The 22,909-nt window shown below is 70.2% G+C and carries 25 protein-coding genes; 20 read left to right on the plus strand and 5 right to left on the minus strand.

Going from position 1 to position 22,909, the window contains the following annotated elements; translation table 11 throughout:
- Positions 1-12 precede the first annotated feature (12 nt).
- Both Ate02nite_RS39805 and Ate02nite_RS39810 read right to left on the minus strand, forming a co-directional pair.
- The gene (locus Ate02nite_RS39805; RefSeq protein WP_203813059.1) at positions 13-375 is read right to left on the minus strand and encodes a hypothetical protein; all 363 of its coding nucleotides are present in this window, start codon (positions 373-375) and stop codon (positions 13-15) included.
- A gap of 1 nt (position 376) precedes the next feature.
- Positions 377-649: a hypothetical protein gene (locus Ate02nite_RS39810; RefSeq protein WP_203813060.1), complete on the minus strand. Its 273-nt coding sequence runs from the start codon at positions 647-649 to the stop codon at positions 377-379.
- 362 nt (positions 650-1,011) lie between these two features.
- Between Ate02nite_RS39810 and folP the strand changes: the two genes are divergently transcribed.
- From folP to Ate02nite_RS39845, 7 genes are all read left to right on the plus strand, one after another.
- Positions 1,012-1,824, plus strand: coding sequence for a dihydropteroate synthase (folP, locus tag Ate02nite_RS39815; RefSeq protein WP_203813123.1), 813 nt, complete (start codon positions 1,012-1,014; stop codon positions 1,822-1,824).
- Complete coding sequence (gene folB, locus Ate02nite_RS39820; protein WP_203813061.1) at positions 1,821-2,171, plus strand: dihydroneopterin aldolase; 351 nt, start codon at positions 1,821-1,823, stop codon at positions 2,169-2,171. Before folP ends, folB begins: the two co-directional genes overlap by 4 nt.
- Positions 2,171-2,698, plus strand: coding sequence for a 2-amino-4-hydroxy-6-hydroxymethyldihydropteridine diphosphokinase (gene folK / locus Ate02nite_RS39825; RefSeq protein WP_203813062.1), 528 nt, complete (start codon positions 2,171-2,173; stop codon positions 2,696-2,698). The genes folB and folK overlap by 1 nt, the downstream gene beginning before the upstream one ends.
- The gene (locus Ate02nite_RS39830) at positions 2,695-3,204 is read left to right on the plus strand and encodes a DUF3180 domain-containing protein (protein ID WP_203813063.1); all 510 of its coding nucleotides are present in this window, start codon (positions 2,695-2,697) and stop codon (positions 3,202-3,204) included. The genes folK and Ate02nite_RS39830 overlap by 4 nt, the downstream gene beginning before the upstream one ends.
- Before the next feature lie 137 nt (positions 3,205-3,341).
- Positions 3,342-4,553 carry an ABC transporter permease gene (locus Ate02nite_RS39835; RefSeq protein WP_203813064.1) on the plus strand — a complete coding sequence of 404 codons (1,212 nt, stop codon included), beginning with the start codon at positions 3,342-3,344 and terminating at the stop codon, positions 4,551-4,553.
- 28 nt (positions 4,554-4,581) lie between these two features.
- Positions 4,582-4,884: a hypothetical protein gene (locus Ate02nite_RS39840; RefSeq protein ID WP_239148051.1), complete on the plus strand. Its 303-nt coding sequence runs from the start codon at positions 4,582-4,584 to the stop codon at positions 4,882-4,884.
- A gap of 57 nt (positions 4,885-4,941) precedes the next feature.
- Entirely contained in the window at positions 4,942-5,433 is a 492-nt protein-coding gene (locus tag Ate02nite_RS39845; protein WP_203813066.1) for a hypothetical protein, read from the plus strand.
- A gap of 39 nt (positions 5,434-5,472) precedes the next feature.
- Here the strand turns inward: Ate02nite_RS39845 and Ate02nite_RS39850 are convergent, their stop codons facing one another.
- Positions 5,473-6,504, minus strand: a complete 1,032-nt coding sequence (locus tag Ate02nite_RS39850; RefSeq protein WP_203813067.1) for an ABC transporter ATP-binding protein — start codon at positions 6,502-6,504, stop codon at positions 5,473-5,475.
- 2 nt (positions 6,505-6,506) lie between these two features.
- Here Ate02nite_RS39850 and Ate02nite_RS39855 point away from each other — a divergent pair, with 2 nt between their 5' ends.
- The 4 genes from Ate02nite_RS39855 to Ate02nite_RS39870 all read left to right on the plus strand — a co-directional run bounded on the left by Ate02nite_RS39855 (position 6,507) and on the right by Ate02nite_RS39870 (position 11,091).
- Entirely contained in the window at positions 6,507-7,229 is a 723-nt protein-coding gene (locus tag Ate02nite_RS39855; RefSeq protein WP_203813068.1) for an ABC transporter permease, read from the plus strand.
- Positions 7,226-7,939: an ABC transporter permease gene (locus Ate02nite_RS39860; protein ID WP_203813069.1), complete on the plus strand. Its 714-nt coding sequence runs from the start codon at positions 7,226-7,228 to the stop codon at positions 7,937-7,939. The genes Ate02nite_RS39855 and Ate02nite_RS39860 overlap by 4 nt, the downstream gene beginning before the upstream one ends.
- A 134-nt stretch (positions 7,940-8,073) precedes the next feature.
- Positions 8,074-9,069 carry a glycine betaine ABC transporter substrate-binding protein gene (locus Ate02nite_RS39865; protein WP_239148052.1) on the plus strand — a complete coding sequence of 332 codons (996 nt, stop codon included), beginning with the start codon at positions 8,074-8,076 and terminating at the stop codon, positions 9,067-9,069.
- Positions 9,070-9,159: 90 nt separating this feature from the next.
- Positions 9,160-11,091 carry a hypothetical protein gene (locus Ate02nite_RS39870; protein WP_203813070.1) on the plus strand — a complete coding sequence of 644 codons (1,932 nt, stop codon included), beginning with the start codon at positions 9,160-9,162 and terminating at the stop codon, positions 11,089-11,091.
- Positions 11,092-11,094: 3 nt separating this feature from the next.
- Here Ate02nite_RS39870 and Ate02nite_RS39875 read toward each other — a convergent pair whose 3' ends face one another.
- Positions 11,095-12,180 (minus strand): NADH-quinone oxidoreductase subunit D, encoded by a 1,086-nt coding sequence (locus Ate02nite_RS39875; RefSeq protein ID WP_239148059.1) that lies wholly within the window; start codon positions 12,178-12,180, stop codon positions 11,095-11,097.
- Positions 12,181-12,236: 56 nt separating this feature from the next.
- The gene (locus Ate02nite_RS39880; protein ID WP_203813125.1) at positions 12,237-13,181 is read right to left on the minus strand and encodes an SAM-dependent methyltransferase; all 945 of its coding nucleotides are present in this window, start codon (positions 13,179-13,181) and stop codon (positions 12,237-12,239) included.
- A 139-nt stretch (positions 13,182-13,320) separates the two neighbouring features.
- Between Ate02nite_RS39880 and Ate02nite_RS39885 the strand changes: the two genes are divergently transcribed.
- The 9 genes from Ate02nite_RS39885 to Ate02nite_RS39925 form a co-directional block, all read left to right on the plus strand.
- The gene (locus Ate02nite_RS39885) at positions 13,321-14,181 is read left to right on the plus strand and encodes a Rossmann-like and DUF2520 domain-containing protein (RefSeq protein ID WP_203813072.1); all 861 of its coding nucleotides are present in this window, start codon (positions 13,321-13,323) and stop codon (positions 14,179-14,181) included.
- Positions 14,178-15,005, plus strand: coding sequence for a pantoate--beta-alanine ligase (gene panC, locus Ate02nite_RS39890; protein WP_203813073.1), 828 nt, complete (start codon positions 14,178-14,180; stop codon positions 15,003-15,005). Before Ate02nite_RS39885 ends, panC begins: the two co-directional genes overlap by 4 nt.
- A 97-nt stretch (positions 15,006-15,102) precedes the next feature.
- Positions 15,103-16,011, plus strand: coding sequence for a septum formation family protein (locus Ate02nite_RS39895; protein ID WP_203813074.1), 909 nt, complete (start codon positions 15,103-15,105; stop codon positions 16,009-16,011).
- A 61-nt stretch (positions 16,012-16,072) separates the two neighbouring features.
- Positions 16,073-17,719 (plus strand): L-aspartate oxidase, encoded by a 1,647-nt coding sequence (locus Ate02nite_RS39900; protein ID WP_203813075.1) that lies wholly within the window; start codon positions 16,073-16,075, stop codon positions 17,717-17,719.
- On the plus strand, positions 17,716-18,561 hold the full coding sequence (gene nadC / locus Ate02nite_RS39905) for a carboxylating nicotinate-nucleotide diphosphorylase (RefSeq protein WP_203813076.1): 846 nt from the start codon (positions 17,716-17,718) through the stop codon (positions 18,559-18,561). The genes Ate02nite_RS39900 and nadC overlap by 4 nt, the downstream gene beginning before the upstream one ends.
- Positions 18,561-19,322 carry a type III pantothenate kinase gene (locus Ate02nite_RS39910; RefSeq protein ID WP_203813077.1) on the plus strand — a complete coding sequence of 254 codons (762 nt, stop codon included), beginning with the start codon at positions 18,561-18,563 and terminating at the stop codon, positions 19,320-19,322. The genes nadC and Ate02nite_RS39910 overlap by 1 nt, the downstream gene beginning before the upstream one ends.
- 110 nt (positions 19,323-19,432) lie before the next feature.
- The gene (gene lysS / locus Ate02nite_RS39915; RefSeq protein ID WP_203813126.1) at positions 19,433-20,887 is read left to right on the plus strand and encodes a lysine--tRNA ligase; all 1,455 of its coding nucleotides are present in this window, start codon (positions 19,433-19,435) and stop codon (positions 20,885-20,887) included.
- Positions 20,888-20,976: 89 nt separating this feature from the next.
- A complete protein-coding gene (locus tag Ate02nite_RS39920) occupies positions 20,977-21,333 on the plus strand; it encodes a histone-like nucleoid-structuring protein Lsr2 (RefSeq protein WP_203813078.1) in 357 nt (118 codons plus the stop codon).
- 352 nt (positions 21,334-21,685) lie between these two features.
- Positions 21,686-22,909, plus strand: a 1,224-nt coding sequence (locus Ate02nite_RS39925) for a Clp protease N-terminal domain-containing protein (protein WP_203813079.1), incomplete at its 3' end; no start/stop codon positions are given.

The following is a 22,909-nucleotide window of genomic DNA, read 5'->3' on the forward strand; positions in this document are numbered from 1 at the left end:
CGGCAAAACTGGTCATACCAGCTCCTCCCGAACCCGGATGCGAGTGGCGACAAGTCTCGGATCGCGCTGCTCGACGGCCGGTTCGCGGGTGCGGCGCCAGTCGGTGAGCGCGGTTTTGATGACCAGCCGAGCCGGCCGGTCCGGGTCTACATGCCGGAACACGTAGGACGTACTGACCATGGCGAGGGCGATCTCCCACGCCGGGAACGGGTCGAAGTCGAACGTGAGCAGGTAGTGGAAGAACATGAAGACCGGAACGAGCAGTACGAACATGCCGTACTGCGCGTATGGCAGGTGGATGGGCAGCGTGTATCCGGGCGGACCCAGATAGACCAAGCGCGCCCGGTAGATGTCGTCGTCGGTACGGAGCCGCATCTCAGTTGAAGATCAGCTTGATCAGCGCGTCGCCGACGAAGAACAATGTGGCCGCACCCGCGATGAAGGCCAGGCCGACGATGGCGATGGCCGAACTCGTGAGCACCTTGGATATCTCGCCGCGGCTGGCCCGTCCGATGAAGATCACACCGAGGACCGCCAGCAGGATGGGTGCGATGTTGCTGGCGAAGAAAGTGACGATCCCTTGGGTGTTGATGCCCTTGGGTTCAGCGGCCAGCGTCGCGACGTGCCTGGCGAGCTCTGTGGCGATCATTGATAAACCTCCCCGCGTCCGGTTTGGGGGATCCGGACACGCTGCAGTTGTGAAGCCGCACGGCGACGCCCATATCGTGCTACTTCCAGCTCACCGAGTCGAGTGAGCCATTCGGGCACTGCCATGCTCGTCTGCTCTCTTCGGTTCGTTCATGATGCCCAGACCCGAAGCGTACGGCCCGTACTTCTTGTCTACAAGCGCCTGAAACGTTACTCAAGGTGAGCGCGTGCGTGAAAATGAGTCACCAGGCATCGTACACACGTGCGACAAACCGCCCGGCCTACCCTTGCTCTGTGTCGACTGAGCCGAGGGATGCGCTGCTCACGGGCGTGCACGGAATCCGCAGAGATCACCCGGTCGTGATGGGGATCCTCAACGTCACGCCGGACTCCTTCTCGGACGGCGGCCGGTACAACGGCGTCGAGGCGGCCGTCGAACATGGCACGGCATTGATGAACGATGGCGCGGACATCGTGGACATCGGGGGCGAGTCGACTCGTCCCGGCGCCGAGCGAGTGGACGCCGCGACAGAAATCAAGCGCGTAGTTCCGGTAATCACAGGACTTGTCGCGGCCGGTGTGCCACTGAGCATCGACACCACCCGGGCCGCGGTCGCCGCCGCCGCGCTCGAGGCCGGTGCCACCGTCATCAACGACGTCTCGGGGGGCCTGGCCGACCCCGGCATGGCCGCCGTGGCCCGGGACGCCGGCTGCCCGTGGATCCTCATGCACTGGCGCGGCCACTCCCGCGAGATGACCAAGCTGGCCGTCTATGACGATGTGGTCGCCGAGGTGCGGGCCGAGCTGCGGGAGCGGGTGGACGCGGCGACCGCCGCCGGCGTCGACCCCGGCCAGCTCATTCTCGACCCTGGCCTCGGCTTCGCCAAGACCGCCGAACACAACTGGCAGCTGACCCGTCATCTGGGCGCGATCGTCGAGCTGGGCTTCCCGGTTCTCTTCGCGGCCAGCCGTAAGACCTATCTGGGCCGCCTGCTGGCGGCCGCGGACGGCACGCCGCGCGCGGTTGACCAGCGCGAGGCGGCCACGCTGGCCACCTCGGTGCTCGCGGTCGCCGCCGGGGCCTGGGGCGTACGCGTCCACGACGTACGCGACACGGCCGACGCGCTCGCCGTCTGGCGGGCCTCCGGCAGTCCGAGACTGGAGCAGCAGAGATGATCAAGCTCAGTGGCCTGCGCGCCAAGGGCCACCACGGCGTCTACGACTTCGAGCGCGCCGAGGGCCAGGACTTCGTGGTCGACGTCGTGCTCGAGCTCGACCTGGAGAAGGCCACCAAGACCGACGACGTCGCCGACACCGTCCACTACGGCGAGCTGGCCACCGCGCTGGTCGCCGTGCTCACCGGCGAGCCGGTCAACCTGATCGAGACCCTGGCCGGTCGCCTGCTCGACGTCTGCCTGGCCGACCCGCGGGTGGACGCGGCCGAGGTCACCGTCCACAAGCCGCAGGCACCGATCCCGCACGACTTCACCGACGTGGCAGTCACGCTGCGAAGGAGCCGTTGATGACCCGGGCGGTGCTTTCTCTCGGCAGCAACCTCGGTGACCGTCACCGGCACCTCCAGGAGGCGGTCCGGGCGCTCGGCCGCAGCGTGGCGGTGGTCTCCGGGATCTACGAGACCCCACCCTGGGGCGACGCCGACCAGCCGGCTTATCTGAACGCCGTACTGGTCGCGGTCGACCCGGACGCCACGCCGCGCGACTGGCTGGATCGGGCCCGGGCCTGCGAGGCCGCAGCGAACCGGGTCCGTGACCCGGAGCGCCGGTTCGGCCCGCGCACGCTCGACGTCGACGTGATCGCGGTCTGGGACGATGATGACCAGCCGGTGCTCAGCGACGACGAGGAGCTGACCCTGCCGCATCCGCGGGCCCATCAGCGGGCGTTCGTGCTGCGCCCGTGGATCGACATCCAGCCGTACGGGCAGCTCCCCGGGCACGGCTGGCTCACCGACCTGCTGAACGACACGGCACTCGCCGATGACCTTGCCGCGATGACCCCGCGTGCCGATCTCCCGTTAGAGTCGTCGGTGTGAGCAGCAACCCACAGGCGCCCAAGTCGGACCCGTCGCTGCGGCCGACGAGCATCTCGGTGCTGATCGTCGCGTGCCTCGGCGCGGCCGCGCTCGGCTGGCTGCTGCTCAGCTTCACCTACCAGTCGCTGCCGGAGCTGCCCTGGTCGCCGGTGATCGTGCTGTTCGTGCTGTCCATCGCCGAGGGCCTGCTCGCTCAGAACACCAGCGTCCGCATCCAGCGCAAGCCCGGCACGCTCCCGGTCGACCCGCTCGCGGTGGCCCGCTACGTCGCACTGGCCAAGGCGTCCTCGCTGGTCGGCTCGCTCTCGGCCGGCTTCTCGGCGGGCCTGCTGGCCTGGCTCGCGATGGAGCCCACCGAGGCCGCGCACAACGATCTACCGGCCGCCGGCGCCGGCCTGGTGGCCGCGGCCGCCCTGATCGGCACGGCGCTCTGGCTGGAGCGTTCCTGCCGCATCCCGGAGCAGCCGGACACCGAGGACGAGGACGACCTCGAACCGCGTCGCTGACCGCAGCGGATCCGGCACAAATTCGGCCTTGAACTGAGACCGACTCGTATCCGTATGCTCTGCACGCGGGGCAAGTGCCCGGCGGTTTTCGGCGTGCGTCTGGGCCGCACGGTTAGACGCACACGAGGAGGCGCGCGATGGCGTACGACGAGACGACGTTCCGTCGCACTGACGACCAGGCGACTGATCCGGCCGCGTACCGCGCGAATACCCTGGCCGCGACCGAGCAACGGCGCCGGACGGAGGAGCTGGACGCCGCCGACACGACGGACGCCCTGCGCCGCGACGACGGCCGGGACCGGCTCGGCATCCACCTCGGCTGGGAGGTGGTCCTGCTGCTCGCGGCGGGCGCCTTCGGTTTCCTGCTCTGGCAGCTCGACAAGAACGCGTTCCAGCGCCCCGCGCTGGACGCCCTGCTCATCACCGGCGCCACCATCGGGCTGCTCACCCTCGGCGCCGGGCTGACCCTGCGGGCCGGCGTGCCCAACCTGGCGATCGGCCCGATCGCGCTCGCCGCCTCCCTGCACTACGCCGAGCAGGGCGACCTCGGCCTGGTGAAGGCCGCGGTCCCGGCGCTGATCATCGCGGCGGCCGGTGCGATCGTCGTCGGCCTGCTGATCGTGGTGCTGCACGTGCCCGGCTGGGCGGCCACCCTGGCCGCCTCGCTCGGCGTGATCGTCTACGACCAGCTGCGGGTCGCGCCCGAGGTCGTGCAGGGCCGGTACGACCCGACCGACCAGGCGTTCTTCCTGTTCGGCGGGTTCGCGCTGCTGGCCGTGCTGGGCGGGGCGCTGGGCACGGTGACCCCGGTGCGCCGGTGGTTGGGCGGCCTGCGCCCGACCGACGACCCGGCCCGCCGGCGTGGCGTCGCGGTGGCGCTGCCGGTGATCGGTTCGCTGCTGCTGTCCTCGGTCTTCGCGGTTGCCGCCGGCTTCCTCTTCGCCGCCCAGTCGGCCGCCCCGATCGTGCCCGGCACCGGCCTCGAGTGGACCGGCATCGCGCTCGGCCTGGCTATGCTGGCCGGCACCAGCGCCTACGGGCGGCGCGGCGGGGTGTTCGGCACCCTCTTCGCGGTCGCCGCGTTCACCCTCTACCTCGACTGGTCCAACCGGAAGAGCCTGGACATCGCCCTGTTCGCGACCGCGGCGTGCGTGCTCGGCGGCGGCCTGATCGTGACCCGGCTGGTTGAGTCGTTCGGGCGGCCGCTGGCCCCGGCCGCCGCCGACTGGAACGCGGCACCGACCACCGCCGCGACCAACTGGACACCCGACCTGGAGAACTGGACGCCGGCCACCGCGACCGGCCGCACCGACCGCTGGGACGACGGACCATGGGGATCAAGTCGGTGACTCCGACGCCGGCCCTATGCTTGCCGACATGACCTCTCCGAGCTTCGCCGAACTGGACGCCCTGACCACCGAGGAGCTGCGGGAGCGCGCCTTCGGCCTGGCCCGTAAGCACCACGACGTCAAGTTCATCTGGTCGGTCATCAAGCACCTGCCCGACGCCGACGACGCCGCCGAGCTGGACGGTGCGCCGAACTCGATCGGCCCGACCATCGACGAATATGTAGCGCTCTGGCGGGAACTGACCGGCAAGGGCGGTTACGAGGAGCACGGCTACGGCGAGCAGGAGCCGCTGCTGCGCGCGGCCTTCATCGATTATCTGCAAAACCACTGATCAAGGACATTTACCACGGTCGTTTGAAAGAGCCTGCCCGCTGGGAAATATCCGGCCATGGCTCTCGGTAACCGATACAAGTCTGCGCCTGGTGCGGGCACGCTTGCCGCACTCATACTGGTCCTCGTCTTCGGCAGCCCGTGGTACTCGGACTGGGTCGTCGACAACACCAACGCCAACACGGCCGGCGGCTGGTGGCTGCGCCTGCTCGCCTGGCCGCACTGGACCTTCAACTCCAACGACTCGCTGCGCGAGATCATCGTCGGCGACCTCAAGGCGATCCTGCTGGTCATCCTGACCGCGCTCTTCCTCTACCTGCTGCCCGGCTCGCAGCTGGCCCGGGCCCGCGGCACGATCAGCCAGTTCTTCGCGGGCTGGGCGTCGTACATCTTCGCCGGCGGCTTTGCCGCCCTGCTCACCACGCTGTTCCTGGCCAACCCGTCGCTGCTGGGCGCGTTCAACGCGGCCGGCAACGGCGCCGCCTACGGCCTGTTCGTCGGCTGGATCATCGGCCTGGCCACGCTCGGCGGTTACCGCGGCACGAAGTAGCGGTGCGGGCCGGGGCGATCAAAACCCCGGCCCCAACGCTCAGACCGCCGCTTCCGCTTCATTCGTGGGTACGTCGAAAGCCTTCGGTACGTCGAAGAGTGCCGCCCGGGACACCAGGCCGACGGGCCTACCGTCCTCGACCGCCAGCACCTCGGTCGCGTCGGCCGCGAGCATCGCCGCGAGCGCGTCGTAGAGCGTGCCGTCGGCCTCCACGACCGGCCGGCCGTCGGTCGCCGCGCCCTCCTCGACCGGGCGCAGAGCCGGCCGTAGCGGGGTCACCGCCAGCCGCCGGATGCCCCGGTCGGCGCCGACGAAGTCGCCCACCGCCACCGAGTCCGGCCGGCTGAGCAACTCGGCCGGCGGCGCGTACTGCAGCAGCCGGCCGCCCTCGGCCAGCACCGCGATCCGGTCGCCGAGCCGGACCGCCTCGTCGATGTCGTGGGTGACCAGCACGATCGTCTTACGCACGGTGGCCTGCAGCTTGAGGAATTCCTCCTGCAGCCGGCCGCGGGCGATCGGGTCGACCGCCGAGAACGGCTCGTCCATCAGCAGCACCAGCGGGTCGGCGGCGAGCGCCCGGGCCACCCCGACCCGCTGCCGCTGGCCGCCGGAGAGCTCGTGCGGGTAGCGCTTCGCGTACCGCGAGGGGTCGAGTCCGACCAGCTCCAACAGTTCGTCGGCGCGTTCGTTGATCTTTTTCTTGTCCCAGCCGAGCAGGCGCGGGACGGTGCCGATGTTGGTGCGGATGTTCTGGTGCGGGAACAGCCCGACGTTCTGGATCACGTACCCGATGTGCCGGCGCAGCTCGACCGGATTCCGGTCGAGGATGTTCTGGCCGTCGATCAGGATGCGGCCGCTGGTCGGTTCGATCAGCCGGTTGATCATGCGAAGGATGGTGGACTTGCCGCAGCCGGACGGGCCGATCAGTACGGCCAGGTCACCGGCGCCCACCTCGAGGCTGAAGTCGCCGACCGCGACCGTACCGTCCGGGTAGGTCTTGCCGATGTTCTCCAGCGTGATCGAGGCCGCGCTCCGGGCGGGCCCGGGCTCGTTGATCGCGGTAGCGTCCACGTATGTCCTTCCTGTCGTGGGTGCCGGCGGCCTCCACGCCGCTCGCCGCACCCGCCGATGACGGGCCGGGAAACCCGTGGTTCTCCTGGCAGTACGTCACCGACAACGCCGGCACCATCCTGACCAAGCTCGGTTTCCACGTCGGGATCACCCTGGAAACCGTGGTCATCGCGCTGCTGGTGGCCGTGCCGCTCGCCGTCGTCGCCTACTGGATCAGACCGCTGACCGGGCCGATTCTCGCACTCTCCGGCGTTCTCTACACGATTCCGTCGCTGGCGCTGCTCGCGTTGCTGGCCCCGCTGCTCGGCGCGACGAACCGGGCGACGGTGTTGATCGCTCTGGTGCTTTACGCCCTACTGCTCCTGATTCGTAACGCCCTGACCGGCCTCACCCAGGTGCCCAGCGAGGTGCGGGACGCGGCCGCCGGGATGGGTTACGGCCGGTTCGGGCGACTCTGGCACGTCGAGCTGCCGCTCGCGCTGCCCGGCATCATCACCGGCCTGCGGCTGGCCACGGTCTCCACGGTGGCGCTGGTCACGATCGGCGCGATCATCGGACAGGGTGGCCTCGGTGACCTGATCATGGGCGGCTTCTGGAACAACTTCTACCGTGCCGAGATCACCACCGGCACCGTGCTCTGCGTGGGCCTGGCCCTGATCCTCGACCTGGCCCTGGTCGGCCTGGGCCGGCTGCTCACCCCGTGGAGCCGCAGGAGGGTCGCGTGAACTACTTCAAAGATGGGCTGATCTGGCTCAACGACCCGCTCAACTGGACCAACCCGGGCGGCTTGTTCGACCGGCTCCAGGAGCACCTGGTGATCACTTTCTGGGCGGTGCTGCTCGGCTGCGCGATCGGCCTGCCGCTCGGCATCTGGCTCGGGCACCGGGGCCGGGGCGGCGGCGCGGTGATCACGGTCGCCAATCTCACTCGGGCCGTGCCCACCCTCGCGCTGCTCACCATCCTGCCGCTCACCCCGATCGGCTTCGGCAAGCTCCCGGTGATCCTGGCGCTGGCCGTCTTCGCGGTGCCGCCACTGCTCGCGAACGCGTACACCGGGCTGCGCTCGGTCGACCCGGAGACCAAGGACGCGGCGATCGGCATGGGCCTGTCCGGCGGGCAGCTGCTGCGCCGGGTCGAGCTGCCGCTGGCCGTGCCCTACCTCGCGGGCGGCCTGCGGACCGCCGCCGTGCAGGTGGTGGCCACCGCGACACTCGCGACCTTCGTCAACGGCGGCGGGCTCGGGCAGATCATCACGGCCGGATTCGGGCTCGGCATCAACGTCGGCGGCGACCAGATCGTGGCCGGTGGCATCGCTGTGGTGCTCCTCGCACTTCTCGTCGAGGCGGTCTTCGCTGGCGTAGAACGCCTGGTCACGCCCCGTCCGTTGCGGACGGTGCGGCGCCGCCGGGTCGCTCGTCCGGTTACCTCCACGTAACGGACCAGCATCTTTCGGAAAAGATGTCATACCCAGCGGGTAGACCTAGCAGGGTGTACGGGCACGCACTCCGGCTGCCCGTCGGACACGCGGCGCGGCCACCCTGGCCACGCCGGGACACAGAAGGCGGCGGTATGCGTCGACACCTGCTCCTGATGGCCGCCACGGCGACGGCGGCCGTCGTCACCCTCACCGGCTGCGGCGACGCCGGCTCCTCCGGCACCGAAGCGCCCGCCTCGTCGGCCGCCGGCGCTGGTTGCGCTCCGGTCGCCGGCGACTCGCTGGTCGTGCTGACCGACGACAAGAAGCTGCAGAACACCGACAACGTCATCCCCGCGATCAACCAGAAGGCGTCCTCGCCGCAGCTGATCGCGGCCCTCGACAAGGTGTCCGCAGCCCTCGACACGACCAAGCTCATCGCGCTCAACAAGGCGGTCGACATCGACCGCAAGTCCTCCAAGGCGGCCGCCCAGGAATTCGTGACGACCAACGACATCACCACCGGCCTGGCCAAGGGCCCTGGCGGCGACATCACGGTCGGCGCGGCCAACTTCAGTGAGAACGCCACCCTCGGCGAGATCTACGGCCTGGCGCTGACCGCGGCCGGCTACAAGGTCAAGGTCCAGCAGATCGGCAACCGCGAGCTGTACGAGCCGGCGCTGGAGAAGGGCGACATCGACGTCGTCCCGGAGTACGCCGCTACCCTGGCCACGTTCCTGTCCGGCAAGATCGACAAGAACGCGAAGGACCCGTCCTCGACCGACCTCACCACCACGGTCACCAACCTCACGGCGCTCGGCGCCAAGGTCGGCCTGGTCTTCGGGGCCGCCTCGCAGGCGCAGGACCAGAACGCCTTCGCCACCACCACCGCCTTCTCCGATAAATATTCGGTGAAGACGCTCTCCGACCTGGCCGCCAAGTGCTCCGGCGCGGCGACCGTGCTCGGCGGCCCGGCCGAGTGCCCACAGCGGCCGAAGTGCCAGCAGGGCCTCGTCGACGTCTACAGCTTCCAGGCTGGAAAGTTCTCCACTCTGGACGCGGGCGGTCCGCTCACCAAGACCGCGCTGAAGCAGGGCACGATCAGCGTCGGCCTGGTGTTCAGCTCGGATGGCGCGCTGGCAGCCGGCTGACATTTGTCAGGAGAACGCCGGGTTTCGAGGCATTGAAACCCGGCGTTCGCCCATTTCGTCCCGGGCGCACTCTCGGTAGCATGGGCGCCCATGCCGGAGAGGGACCCTGGGGCTGGGCACAGCTCACGACTGCTCCGCGGCCTCATCTGGGCGGGCGTACTGCTCGCGCCACTGGCCGCGGTCGTCGTGCTGCTCGGTCAAAGCTCGAACTCGGTGCGCTTCGCCGTGCTGCTGATCGCGGTAAGCGTCGTTCTTGTCGGTTCGTCGGTGCTGATCCGCAGCGACCCGGTGCTGCACGAGGGCCACGTCGAGGAACGTGTGGCCGAAGAGGTCAAGGTCCTGCGCGCCCAGCTGCGAGCCGAGTTCGGCCGCGCTCCGGCCGCCGCCCCGTCCGTCGCCGCCCCGGCCCCCGAACGCTCCGGCTTCTTCCAGGACGCCCCGATGGCGCCGGAAGCCGACCCGTTCCCGGCCGGCCCACCCGCCCGCCGCCCCCAGCCGGACCCCGGCTTCGCCAGCGGCGGCCGAGCCAGCGTCCCGGCCCCCGCCGCCGCCGTAGCCACAGCCCGCCCCACCCCGCCCGGCCCCAACGGCCCCGCCGGCCCCGGCCCGAACGGCCCCGGCCCCGGCCCCGGCTCCGGCGTCACCGGCCCGGGTCCGAACGGCTTCGGCCATGGCGTTCCTGGCGGCCCAGGCCCGAATGGTTTCGGCCCTGGCGGCCCCGGCTCAAACGGTTATGTTTCCGGCAATCCCGGCGCCGCCGGTCCCGGCCAGAACGGCTTCGGACCCGACGCCGGCGGTCCAGGCCCGAACGGCTTTGGCCCTGGCGGTCCCGCCGCCAATGGCTTTGGTCCCGGCCGGCCCGGCCCCGCCGGTTTCGCCCCTGGCCGTCCCGGTCCCAACGGCCCCGGCGGTCCTGGTCCCAACGGCCCGGGCAGCTCTGGCCCCGGCGCTTCGGGGCCCGGGCCGAACGGGCGCCGCGCGCCGGGCATGTCCACCGGCGACCGCGCTCAGCCGGGTATGTCGGCGGGCGACCGCGCTCAGCCGGGCATGTCCACCGGCGACCGCCGCGAGCCCGGCACGACGAGCGGCAGCCACCCGGCCGCCGACATTCCGCGCCAGCGGGGTGCCGCCTCGGTGCCGGTGCCGCCCTCCTCGCCGGCCCCGCCGCGCGCCGCGGCCGCGGTCCGGCCCAGCAGCGCCGCCGGGGCCGCGGTCCGGCCCGGCGGCGTCCAGTACGGCCGCGCGGAGTCCCTCGACGGCGACTTCGGCGCCAGCAACGGCTACGCCGATGTGGCCGCCGGGCCCACCGGCTACCCGGCCCCGCCGAGCGGTCCCTACGGCCCGCCCCAGGCCAACGGCTACGGCTACCAGGCCACTGACGACAGCTACGGCGGCCAGGCCGGGGAAAGCTACGACGCCTACGGCACCGACTACGGCTACGCCGGTGCGAATGGCTTCGGCCCGGCCGGCGAGGACTACGCCTACGGCCCGGCCGGCAACGGTTTCGGCCCGCCGGCCAACGGCTACGCCCAGAACGGCTACGGACCGAACGGCTACGCCCAGAACGCCGACGGGCAGGCCCCGGCCGCGGGCGCCAACGGATACGGCCCAGGTGTCAACGGGCACGCTCCGGGCGTCAACGGGCAGGCTCCGGGCGCCACCGGCTACGGGTCGGGCGCCACCGGCTTCGGGCCGGCGAACACCGCCTACGAACCGACCAACAACGGCTATGAACCGCCCAACAACGCCTATGAACCGGCCGGGGACGGCTACGGCCAACCCGACTACGGCTACGGGCCGGGGGACGGCGGCTACGGGCCGTCCCAGGGGGAGCTCGACTCGGACGGCTACGGCATGGACGGCGGCTACGACGGGCCGCACACCACCGGGGACCCCAACTACCGGGCCCGCCGGCACCGGCCGTCGGCCAACGACACCAACATCGGCTCCCTCGCCGACTTCGCCGAGTACGACGGCTGGCAGCCCGACGAGCGCTACGTGCAGGATTACGGCCGCCGGTAGGACCTACTTGTCGATGTCGCCGACCACGAAGAACATCGAGCCGAGGATGGCGATCAGGTCGGGGACCAGGCAGCCGGGGATCAGCGTGGCCAGCGCCTGCACGTTCGCGTAGGACGCGGTGCGCATCTTCAGCCGCCACGGCGTCTTCTCGCCCCGGGACACCAGGTAATACCCGTTGATGCCGAGCGGGTTCTCGGTCCAGGCGTAGGTGTGGCCCTCCGGTGCCTTGACCACCTTCGGCAGGCGTACGTTCACCGGCCCGGAGATCTTGTCGACCCGGTCCAGGCACTCCTCGGCGAGGTCGAGCGACACGTAGGCCTGGTCGAGCAACACCTCGAACCGGGCGTGACAGTCACCGCTCTTCTTCGTCACCACGGGCACGCTGAGCTGGTCGTACGCCAAATAGGGCTCATCCCGGCGCAGGTCGAAGTCGAGCCCGGAGGCCCGCGCGACCGGTCCGGACGCGCCGAAGGCGGCGGCCTGGGCCTCGGTGAGCACGCCGACCCCGACGGTGCGGGCCAGGAAGATGTCGTTCTTGCGAATGACGTGGTCGAGGTCGGGCAGTCGCTTGCGGACGGTCTTGATCGCCTGCCGGGCCCGGGTGGTCCAGCCGGCCGGCACCTCTTCCTTGAGGCCGCCGACCCGGTTGAACATGTAGTGCATCCGGCCGCCGGTGGCCTCTTCCATCACCGCCTGCAGGGTTTCCCGCTCGCGGAACGCGTAGAACATCGGCGTGATTGCGCCGATCTCCAGCGGGTAGGACCCGAGGAACATCAGGTGGTTGAGCACCCGGTTCAGCTCGGCCATGGCGGTGCGCAGCCAGATCGCCCGGTCCGGCACCTCGATGCCCATCAGCCGTTCGACGGCGAGGGCGACGCCGAGCTCGTTGGCGAACGCGGACAGCCAGTCGTGCCGGTTGGCCAGCATGATGATCTGCCGGTAGTCGCGCACCTCGAACAGCTTCTCGGCGCCGCGGTGCATGTAGCCGACGATCGGCTCGCAGGTCACCACCCGCTCCCCGTCGAGGGTGAGCTTGAGCCGCAGCACGCCGTGAGTGGACGGGTGCTGCGGCCCGATGTTCAACACCATGTCGGCCGTGTCGAGCCCGGCACCGGTCCCGACGGTCAGTTCCCGCAGCGCATCCGTCACGGAAGCATGCTCCCATGTGCATCGAGGCCAACCGTGTGCAGCAGCCACCAATGGCTGCCGAGCCCGGCCGGTTCGATCAGCTCGGCGGCGGCGCCGGCCGCGGCCAAGGCCCGCACATATCCGGCCGGATCACTGCGTGCAAGATCAATCGGTGGCCGGGCGCCGTCGATCCCCAGCGCTTTCAGCGCTTCCCGCTGGGTGATCATTTCGTACGGGCATCCCGTAGCGATGGCCACCGCGTCCATCGCTACGTGTGCGGTGACGTCGCAGGTCCCGTCCGGCACCGGCACCACCTGTCGTCCGCTCCGGAATCCGGTCAGCGTGCCGTCGACCGGCCGGTGCGCCCGCAGGTGCCCGTAGTCGACCGCGAGCGCGCACCCCCGCCGCACCTGCCCGACCGCGTCCGCCCAGGCCGCGTCGCGGGTCCAGCCGATCTCGGCCCGCCCGGGGTGCGGCCACCACCGGCTGAGCCAGAACAGATCGGCCGCGTCGATCGGACCGCCCAGCGACTCGGTGCCGGTGGCCGGGTCGACAAGCACCTTCCGCCGCCGCCCGTGGTCATCGACGTCGTTCACGTCGAGCGGCACGTTGTCCAGCCACTCGGTGGCCAGCAGCAGTCCGGTGATGTCGCCGGGAATGTCCGGCCGCCAGGCGATCGCCGGATCGAGCCCGTCCGGCCGGGGCGCCACCTCGACGGCGGTCAGCCGGACCCGGTCCGGCAGCAGTTGCCGCAGCGTGGCGAGCAGCTCGCCCCGACCGGCGCCGACATCGACCAGGTCGAACACCTTCGGGTGCCCGAGGGCCGCGTCGACCCGCTCGACCAGCCGCAGCAGAGCCCCGGCGAACAGCGGCGACGCGTGCACACTGGTCCGGAAATGCTGGGCCGGACCGGTCGTGCCGCGCGTGAAGAAGCCCGCCGGCCCATACAGCCCGGCGGCCATCGCCGCACGCCATCCCGTCACACCGTCACCCTAGGCCTCAAACGGGCCGTGCAGTTGACCACACGTTGTTGTCACGAGCGTGTTACGGGTGCGCACAATTGCCTCCGACCGGTACCCCTCTCGAGGACTGGATCCGCATATGACACGCACCCTCACCGTCGGTGTCGTCGGCGCCGGACGGGTAGGCGCCGTGGTGGGCGCCGCCCTCAACGCGGCCGGCCACCGGGTCGTGGCCGCGGCGGCCGTTTCGGCGGCCTCCCGTGATCGCGCCGCCCGGCTCCTGCCGGAGGCGGCGATCCTGCCCGCCGACGAGGTGGCCCGGGCCGCCGACGATCTCCTGTTGCTGGCGGTGCCGGACGACGCCCTGGGTGGCGTGGTCGCCGGCCTGGCCGTCACCGGCGCGCTGCGGCCCGGTCAGATCGTGGCGCACACCTCGGGTGCTCATGGACTCGCCGTTCTGGGCGATGTACAAGGCATGGCCCTGCATCCCGCGATGACCTTCACGGGCGCCGACGCCGACCTCGACCGGCTGCCCGGCATCGCCTGGGGCGTCACCGCTGCGGACCGCGCGTTCGCCACCCGACTGGTGGCCGACCTAGGCGGCATCCCCGAGTGGATCGCCGAAGAGAGCCGCCCGCTCTACCACGCGGCCCTCGCGCACGGCGCGAACCACCTGGTCACGCTGGTCAACGAGGCCGCCGACCTGTTGCGCGCGGCCGGCGTCGAGGACACCGAACGGGTGCTCGGGCCGCTGCTGCGGGCCGCCCTCGACAACGCGCTGCATCTCGGCGACGCGGCCCTGACCGGCCCGGTCTCCCGGGGCGACGCCGGCACCGTGGCCAAACACCTCGACCGGATGCCGGCCGACGCGGTCGGCACCTACCTGGCGCTGGCCCGCCGCACCGCGGGCCGGGCGATCGCCTCCGGCCGGTTGCGCCCGCAGGACGCGGCCCGGCTGATGGACGTCCTGTCCCGGGCCACGGTCGGGAGCACCCGATGACCGCCGTCATCCACACCCGGGCCGAGCTGGCCGCCGCGGTGGCCGGAGCGCCCGAGGTCGCCGTGGTGATGACCATGGGCGCCCTGCACGAGGGACACCGCACGCTGATCCGGACCGCGCGCGAGCGGTCGGCGTTCGTGCTGGTCACCATCTTCGTGAACCCGCTGCAGTTCGGCCCGAATGAGGACTTCGCGAAGTACCCGCGCACGCTCGAGGCGGACGTCGAGGCGTGCCGGGCCGAGGGCGTGTCGGTGGTGTTCGCGCCGAGCCGGGACGAGGTCTACCCGGGTGGCGCCCCGCAGATCACGATGAACGCCGGTTCGATCGGCGAGCTCCTCGAGGGCGCGAGCCGGCCGGGCCACTTCGCCGGCATGCTCACCGTGGTCGAGAAGCTGCTGATGCTGACCCGGGCCGACGTGGCGTACTTCGGTGAGAAGGACTTCCAGCAGCTGGCCCTGATCCGGCGGATGGTGCACGACCTGGAGCTGGGCGTCGAGATCGTCGGCGTGCCCACGGTCCGCGAGCCGGACGGTCTGGCCATGTCGAGCCGCAACCGCTTCCTGACCCCCGACCAGCGCCGGGCCGCCCTGACCCTGTCCCGGGCGCTGCAACTGGGCGCCGAGCAGACCGACGCCGAGGCGGCCCTGGCGACGGCTACCAAGATCCTCGACGAGGAGCCGTCGGTCCGGGTCGACTATCTCGCGCTGACCGACCTGCTCCTGGGCCCGGCACCGGCCGAGGGGCCGGCCCGCCTGCTGGTGGCGGCGAAGGTCGGTACCACCCGTCTGATCGACAACGTCGCGGTGAACCTGGAGCGGCGGTAGGGGCTCATCCCGTACGGCAAACGGGGTTTTCGCCTTTCGTCGTTGAAATCGCCTTATCATCGGAATTCCGGGCGAAAACGACGGGGGTTCACGGACTATGCGATACCTGGGTATCCGGCTGGGTTTGTCGGCTGCCCTGATGATGGTGGTCGCTGGATGTGCCGCGCCGGGCGGAGTCGACGGCGATCTCACCAACGGGTGGGCCGTGATGGCGGCGGCCACCGCGTTCGAGCCGTCGGCGGGAACCTGCCATGGAGCCACCTTCAACGCGATCGGGGCCCGGTCCACCTACGACGAGCTCGACTGCCAGCTGCGGCACCGCACCGAGACGGTCTACGTCGGCACCTACGAGTCGCCAGCCGCCGATGCCGAGTCGCCGCCCGCCGAGGGCTCGGCCGGGGCGGCGACCGCCTACAAGGTCTGCGACGAGAAGACCACCACCTACGTCGGTGGGCCCTGGCGCAACGCTCGCCTCTGGATCGGGGTCACCCACCCGACCGCCGCCGCCTGGACCGGCGGATCGCGCTGGTTCCGGTGCGAGGCGGTCGAACTCAGCACGGTGGAGGACGACGGCGGGCTGGTGCAGCGGATCGGCAGCCTGCGCAGCGTGCTCGCCGACGGCACCTCCGAGCTGATGCTCACCTGCTACGCGGTGGCCCAGGACAGCTCCGGGGCGATCGCCGGCATGCCCGGTGTCGCCTGCGACGCCAAGCACAACGCCGAGTACGTCGGCGTCTGGTACGCGAAGGATCTGTCCTTCCCCAAGGACGATGCCACCTGGGCCAAGTTCCACGACGGCTGCCGCGGGCTGATCGCCACCTATGTGGGCGTGCCCAACGACACCGACCTTCAGTTCCGCACCGGCGTGGTGTCGTTGCCGGGCAACGCGGACGTGTGGGCGCTCGGTGATTTCGGCGTACGCTGCTATCTCTGGCTGGACGGCACCGAGCTGACCTCGACTCTCAAGGGCAAAGGGGCCAAGAGCCTCCCCATCCAGTACAAGTAATGCCCACCACTGAGCCCGCCCCCGCGGCGGGCTCCAGGCACCGGCGGGGTGTACTGAGCAGATGTCACTTCTCGCCGACCTTCCGGAGCTGCCGCGCCGGCTCGCCGCCGCCGAACCGGGTTGGACCGAGACCACCGACGTGCTCGTCGTCGGCTCCGGCGTGGCCGGCCTGACCGCCGCCCTGCACCTGCGCGAACAGGGCCTGCACGTCACGGTGGTCACCAAGGTGAACATCGACGACGGTTCCACCCGATGGGCCCAGGGCGGGATCGCCGCGGTGCTCGATCCGCTGGACACTCCGGCCGCGCACGCCAACGACACCGAGATCGCCGGCGTCGGCCTGTGCGACCCGGCCGCGGTGCGGGTGCTCGTCGAGGAGGGCCCGGCCCGGGTCCGCGAGTTGATGCGGATCGGCGCCGAGTTCGACCGGCACGAGGACGGCTCGCTGATGCTCACCCGCGAGGGCGGGCACCGGGCCGACCGGATCGTGCACGCCGGCGGCGACGCCACCGGGGCCGAGGTGCAGCGGGCGCTGCACGAGGCGGTGCGCCGCGACCCGTGGATCCGGCTGGTCGAGCACGCCCTGGTCCTCGACCTGCTGCGCGGGGCCGACGGCCGGGCCTGCGGGCTCACCCTGCACGTGCTGGGCGAGGGCTCGGCCGACGGCGTGGGCGCGATCCTGGCCCGGGCCGTGGTGCTGGCCACCGGCGGGATGGGGCAGATCTACTCGTCCACCACCAACCCGTCGGTCTCCACCGGCGACGGGGTGGCCCTCGCGCTGCGGGCCGGCGCGGTCGTCACCGATGTGGAGTTCGTGCAGTTCCACCCGACCTCGTTCGTCAGCGCGGCGGTCACCTCGGTGCAGCGGCCGCTGATCTCCGAGGCACTCCGCGGCGAGGGCGCCCACCTGGTCGACGAGAGCGGCAAGCGGTTCATGGTGGGTCAGCACGAGCTGGCCGAGCTGGCGCCGCGCGACGTGGTGGCCAAGGGCATCCACCGGGTGCTGCGGGCCACCGGCGCCGACCACGTCTACCTGGACGCCCGGCACCTCGGCCGGGAGTTCCTCGAGCACCGGTTCCCGACCATCGTGGCGTCCACCCGGGCAGCCGGCGTCGACCCGGCCACCGAGCTGATCCCGGTCGCGCCGGCCGCGCACTACGCCTCCGGCGGCGTGCGCACCGACCTGCACGGCCGCACCAGCATCCCGGGGCTCTACGCCTGCGGCGAGGTGGCCTGCACCGGCGTGCACGGTGCCAACCGGCTGGCCAGCAACTCCCTGCTGGAGGGCCTGGTCTTCGCCCGGCGGATCGCCGACGACATCGCCCGCGATCTGCCCCCGCAGGCCGAGCCCTCGTTCGCCAAGCAGGGCCCGGCCTGGGTGGCCGACCCGGCGGTCCGGGCCGAGGTGCAGCGGGCGATGACCCGCGGCGCCGGCGTGCTGCGGTCGGCCGACTCGCTGGCCGGCACCGCCAAGGAACTGAGCCGGCTGGCCGAGCAGCGCACCACCCCGCACAACGCGGCCTGGGAGGCGACCAACCTGCTGACCGTGGCGTCCGCGCTGGTGGCGTCGGCGCAGACCCGGCGCGAGACGCGCGGCTGCCACTGGCGGGAGGACTTCCCGGTGGCCGAGGACGAGTGGCGCGGCCACCTGCTGAACGGACTGAGCCCCAAGGGCAAGCTCACCCAGACCTTCGAGGAGATGGCGTGACTCTCGATCCTTTCGAGGTGCAGCGGATCGTTTTCACCGCCCTCGGTGAGGACCTGGGCGACCCGCCACGCGACGTGACGAGCGAGGCGACCATTCCGGCCGGGCAGGTCGACACCGCCGAACTGGTCGCCCGGGCGGACGGCGTGGTGGCCGGGCTGGGCGTGGCGGCCGAGGTCTTCGCCGCCACCTCCGGTGGCACAGCCACCTTCGAAGCAAAGATCAAGGACGGCGATCGGGTACGCCGTGGCGACGTGCTCGCGGTGATCACCGGGCCGACCCGGGCACTGCTGACCGCGGAGCGTACGGCGTTGAACCTGCTCTGCCGGATGTCCGGGGTGGCCACCCACACCCGTCGGTGGGCCGACATCCTGGCCGGCACCAAGGCGACCGTGCTGGACACTCGCAAGACCACCCCGGGGCTGCGCGCGCTGGAGAAGTACGCGGTGCGGGCCGGCGGCGGCACGAACAAGCGGATGGGCCTGTACGACGTCGCCATGATCAAGGACAACCACAAGCTGGCGGCGGGCAGCATCACCGCGGCTTATCTTCTGGTTCGCGAAAAGTTCCCCGAGGTCCCGGTGCAGGTCGAGGTGACCACGCTGGCGGAGGCTCAGGAAGCGGTCGAGGCCGGCGCCGATTTCCTGCTCTGCGACAACATGACACCGACGCTGTTGCGCACCGTCGTCGAGGCGGTCGGTGACCGGGTCGAGCTGGAGGCCACCGGAAATCTCACACTGGAGACGGTTGAGGCCTACGCCGCGACCGGTGTGGACTATCTGTCGGTGGGCGGATTGACACACTCGTCGCCGATCCTGGACATCGCTCTGGACCTGAGGCCCTGATGCTGCTCTGTATCGACATCGGTAACACCAACACCGTTCTCGCCACCTTCGACGGCGACAAGCTGGTGCACAACTGGCGGATCAAGACCGATTCCCGGTCCACCGCCGACGAGCTGGGCCTGATGTTCCGCGGGCTGCTCGCCGGGGACGCCGTGGAGATCACCGGGGTGGCCGCCTGCTCCACCGTGCCGGCCGCGCTGCGCACCCTGCGCACGATGCTGAGCCGGTACTACGGCGAGCTGCCCAACGTGATCGTCGAGCCGGGCGTGAAGACCGGCGTACAGCTGGCCATCGACAACCCCAAGGAGGTCGGCGCCGACCGGGTGGTCAACACCCTGGCCGCGCACGCCCTCTACGGCGGACCGTCGATCGTCGTCGACTTCGGCACCACCACCAACTTCGACGTGATCAGCGCGAAGGGCGAGTTCCTCGGTGGTGCGTTCGCGCCGGGCATCGAGATCTCCTTCGACGCGCTCGCCGCCCGCGCGGCCCAGCTGCGCAAGGTCGAGCCGGCCAAGCCGCGCTCGGTGATCGGCAAGAACACCGTCGAGTGCCTGCAGTCCGGCATGTATTACGGCTTCGCCGGCCAGGTCGACCGGATCGTCGAGCAGATGACCGAGGAACTGGGCGGCAGTGTGTCGGCGGTGATCGCCACCGGCGGGCTGGCCTGGCTGGTCAAGGACGAGTGCCGCACCATCACCGCGCACGAGCCGATGATCACGCTGATCGGGCTGCGGATGGTATATGAGCGGAACGTCTGAGGGCCGCTTAGTAGGCTTTCTGCGTCGTTGAACGAGTTCCCACAGAGAGCAGTGCCGTGACCGAGCAGATTGTGCCCGCAACTGACCCCTCCGAGGACCTTCCCGAGCAGATGCGGGTCCGCCGGTCGAAGCGGGAGCGGCTGCTGGCCGAGGGCGTCCCGCCCTACCCGGTAAACCTGGCCCGCACCGACTCGCTCAAGGAACTGCGGGAGAAGTACCCGGAACTGCCGATCGACCACGCGACCGGCGACCAGGTCGCGGTCACCGGCCGGCTGATCTTCATCCGGAACGGCGGCAAGCTGTGTTTCGCGACCCTGCGCGACGGCGACGGCACCGAGCTGCAGGTCATGCTCTCCCTCGACAAGGTCGGCGAGCAGGCGCTGGCCGACTGGAAGCACCTGGTCGACCTCGGTGACCTGGTCGGCATCGCGGGCGAGGTGATCACCAGCCGGCGCGGCGAGCTGTCCGTGCTGGCCGACTCGTGGGCGATGAGCGCCAAGGCGCTGCGCCCGCTGCCGGTGGCCCACAAGCCACTGTCCGAGGAGACCCGGATCCGGCAGCGCTACGTCGACCTGATCGTGCGGCCGCAGGCGCGGGAGACCGTGCGGGCCCGGGCCACCGTCGTGCGAAGCCTGCGCGAGTCGCTGTTCCGTCGCAATTTCCTCGAGGTCGAAACACCAATGTTGCAGTTGCTGCACGGCGGTGCGGCGGCCCGTCCGTTTGTGACGCACAGCAACGCACTCGACACTGATCTCTATCTCCGGATCGCGCCGGAACTGTTTTTGAAGCGCGCCGTCGTCGGCGGCATCGAGCGCGTCTTCGAGATCAACCGGAACTTCCGCAATGAGGGCATGGACTCGAGTCACTCGCCCGAGTTCGCGATGCTGGAGGCGTACCAGGCGTACGCCGACTACAACGTGATGCAGCAGCAGGTTCAGGAGTGGATTCAGGAAGCCGCCTTCGCGGTCGCCGGCTCACACGTAGTGACCCACTTCGACGGCTCCGAGTTGGATCTGGGCGGCCAGTGGCCGGCTGTCACGCTGTTCGGTTCGCTCTCCGACGCCCTCGGTGAAGAAGTCACGGTCACCACCGATCGCGCGCAACTTGCAGGCTATGCGGAAAAGCACGACCTATCCGTCGACCCGAAGTGGAGCAACGGCAAGCTGGCCGAGGAGCTGTTCGAGCACCTGGTCGTGCCGTCTCTGCAGGGGCCGACATTTGTACGGGATTATCCCGAAGAGACCGCCCCGCTTACCCGGGCTCACCGGGAAACTCCCGGTCTGACCGAGAAGTGGGATCTGTACGTATCCGGTTTTGAGCTGGCCACCGCCTATTCCGAGTTGGTCGACCCGGTGGTGCAGCGCGAACGGCTCGTGTCGCAGTCGTTGCTGGCCGCCGGCGGCGATCCCGAGGCGATGCAGCTGGACGAAGATTTCCTCCGCGCGATGGAGTACGGAATGCCGCCGACCGGTGGGATGGGAATGGGAATCGACCGGCTGTTGATGGCCCTCACCGGGCTCGGCATTCGCGAAACCATCCTGTTCCCGCTCGTCCGGCCCGAGTAATATTCGACCCGCCATTGACGTATACCGCCGCTCTGGCGTTATTGTCTTGTGCGTTGCGGGAGAACCTGTGTTCGGGAGGATAGCGGCGCGTGGCCAAGCAGATCATTCACAAGCTGGTCGATGACCTCGACGGCGGTGACGCCGAGGAGACCGTCAAGTTTGCGCTCGACGGCATTCAGTACGAGATCGACCTCTCGGAGAAGAACGCGGCTAAATTGCGGGACGTCTTCGCTCCGTACGTCGGCTCCGGTTCCAAGGTGGCCCGCGGCGGTGTGGTCGTCGGCGGCCGGGCCGCGCGTGGTCGCGGTGGCGCGACCGCCGACCGGGAGCAGAACAAGGCGATCCGGGAGTGGGCCAAGAAGGCCGGCAAGGACATCTCCGACCGGGGTCGCATCCCGCAGGAGATCGTGGACGAGTTCCACTCGAAGGGCCCGGGTCGGGCCTGAGGTACGCGTACCGTGCAGGGCCCGTCGCGCTTGATGCGCGACGGGCCCTCTTGCTTTTGACTTGATCTTCACATTCGGGACGTAGAGTTATCCACAGGGTTGGAGCGGGTTGTCCACAGGCTGTGGACGTGTGTTCGGGCGCGATTTCGCTGTCCGCGTACTCGTTCGGGTGGGGGAACAGCGGTTGGGCGTGCGAAGTTGGCTAAATCAACGTTGCAGACGGTTTCGAGGAGCCACGAGGGCTCAGCAAGACCACCCGGCGGCGATAGAGTAGTGACAGCACCGGCATCACCGATGCCGGTGCGCTGGCCCCGCCAGTTATTGGCGCACGGCACGTGAGGAGCACGAGGGCATGTTCGAGCGGTTCACCGACCGAGCGCGACGGGTTGTCGTCCTGGCCCAAGAAGAGGCCCGGATGCTCAACCACAACTACATCGGGACCGAGCACATTCTGCTCGGCCTGATCCACGAGGGCGAGGGTGTTGCCGCCAAGGCTCTGGAGAGCCTGGGCATCTCGCTCGAAGGGGTCCGGCAGCAGGTCGAGGAGATCATCGGCCAGGGTCAGCAGGCGCCGAGCGGGCACATCCCGTTCACGCCGCGGGCCAAGAAGGTGCTGGAGCTGTCGCTGCGCGAGGCGCTGCAGCTCGGGCACAACTACATCGGCACGGAGCACATCCTGCTCGGGCTGATCCGTGAGGGCGAGGGCGTCGCCGCCCAGGTGCTGGTCAAGCTCGGCGCCGACCTCAACCGGGTCCGCCAGCAGGTCATCCAGCTGCTCTCGGGCTACCAGGGCAAGGAGCCGGCCGCGGCCGGCGCGGCGGCGGGCGAGGCTGCGCCGTCGACGAGCCTGGTGCTCGACCAGTTCGGACGCAACCTGACCCAGGCCGCCCGCGAGGGCAAGCTCGACCCGGTCATCGGCCGGGAAAAGGAAATCGAGCGGGTCATGCAGGTGCTCTCCCGCCGCACCAAGAACAACCCGGTGCTCATCGGCGAGCCCGGCGTCGGCAAGACCGCCGTCGTCGAGGGCCTGTCCCAGTCGATCGTCAAGGGCGAGGTGCCCGAGACCCTCAAGGACAAGCAGCTCTACACGCTCGACCTGGGCGCGCTGGTCGCCGGTTCCCGCTACCGCGGTGACTTCGAGGAGCGCCTGAAGAAGGTGCTCAAGGAGATCCGCACGCGCGGCGACATCATCCTGTTCATCGACGAGATCCACACCCTGGTGGGTGCGGGTGCCGCCGAGGGCGCGATCGACGCGGCAAGCATCCTCAAGCCGATGCTGGCCCGCGGCGAGCTGCAGACCATCGGCGCGACCACCCTGGATGAATACCGCAAGCACCTGGAGAAGGATGCCGCTCTCGAGCGCCGCTTCCAGCCCATCCAGGTCGGCGAGCCGTCGCTGGCGCACACCATCGAGATCCTCAAGGGTCTGCGTGACCGCTACGAGGCGCACCACCGGATCAGCATCACCGACGCGGCCCTGGTCGCGGCGGCCACGCTGGCCGACCGGTACATCTCCGACCGCTTCCTGCCGGACAAGGCGATCGACCTGATCGACGAGGCCGGCGCCCGGATGCGC

Source organism: Paractinoplanes tereljensis, assembly GCF_016862435.1.
In the GTDB taxonomy this organism is placed as follows: Bacteria; Actinomycetota; Actinomycetes; order Mycobacteriales; family Micromonosporaceae; genus Actinoplanes; species Actinoplanes tereljensis.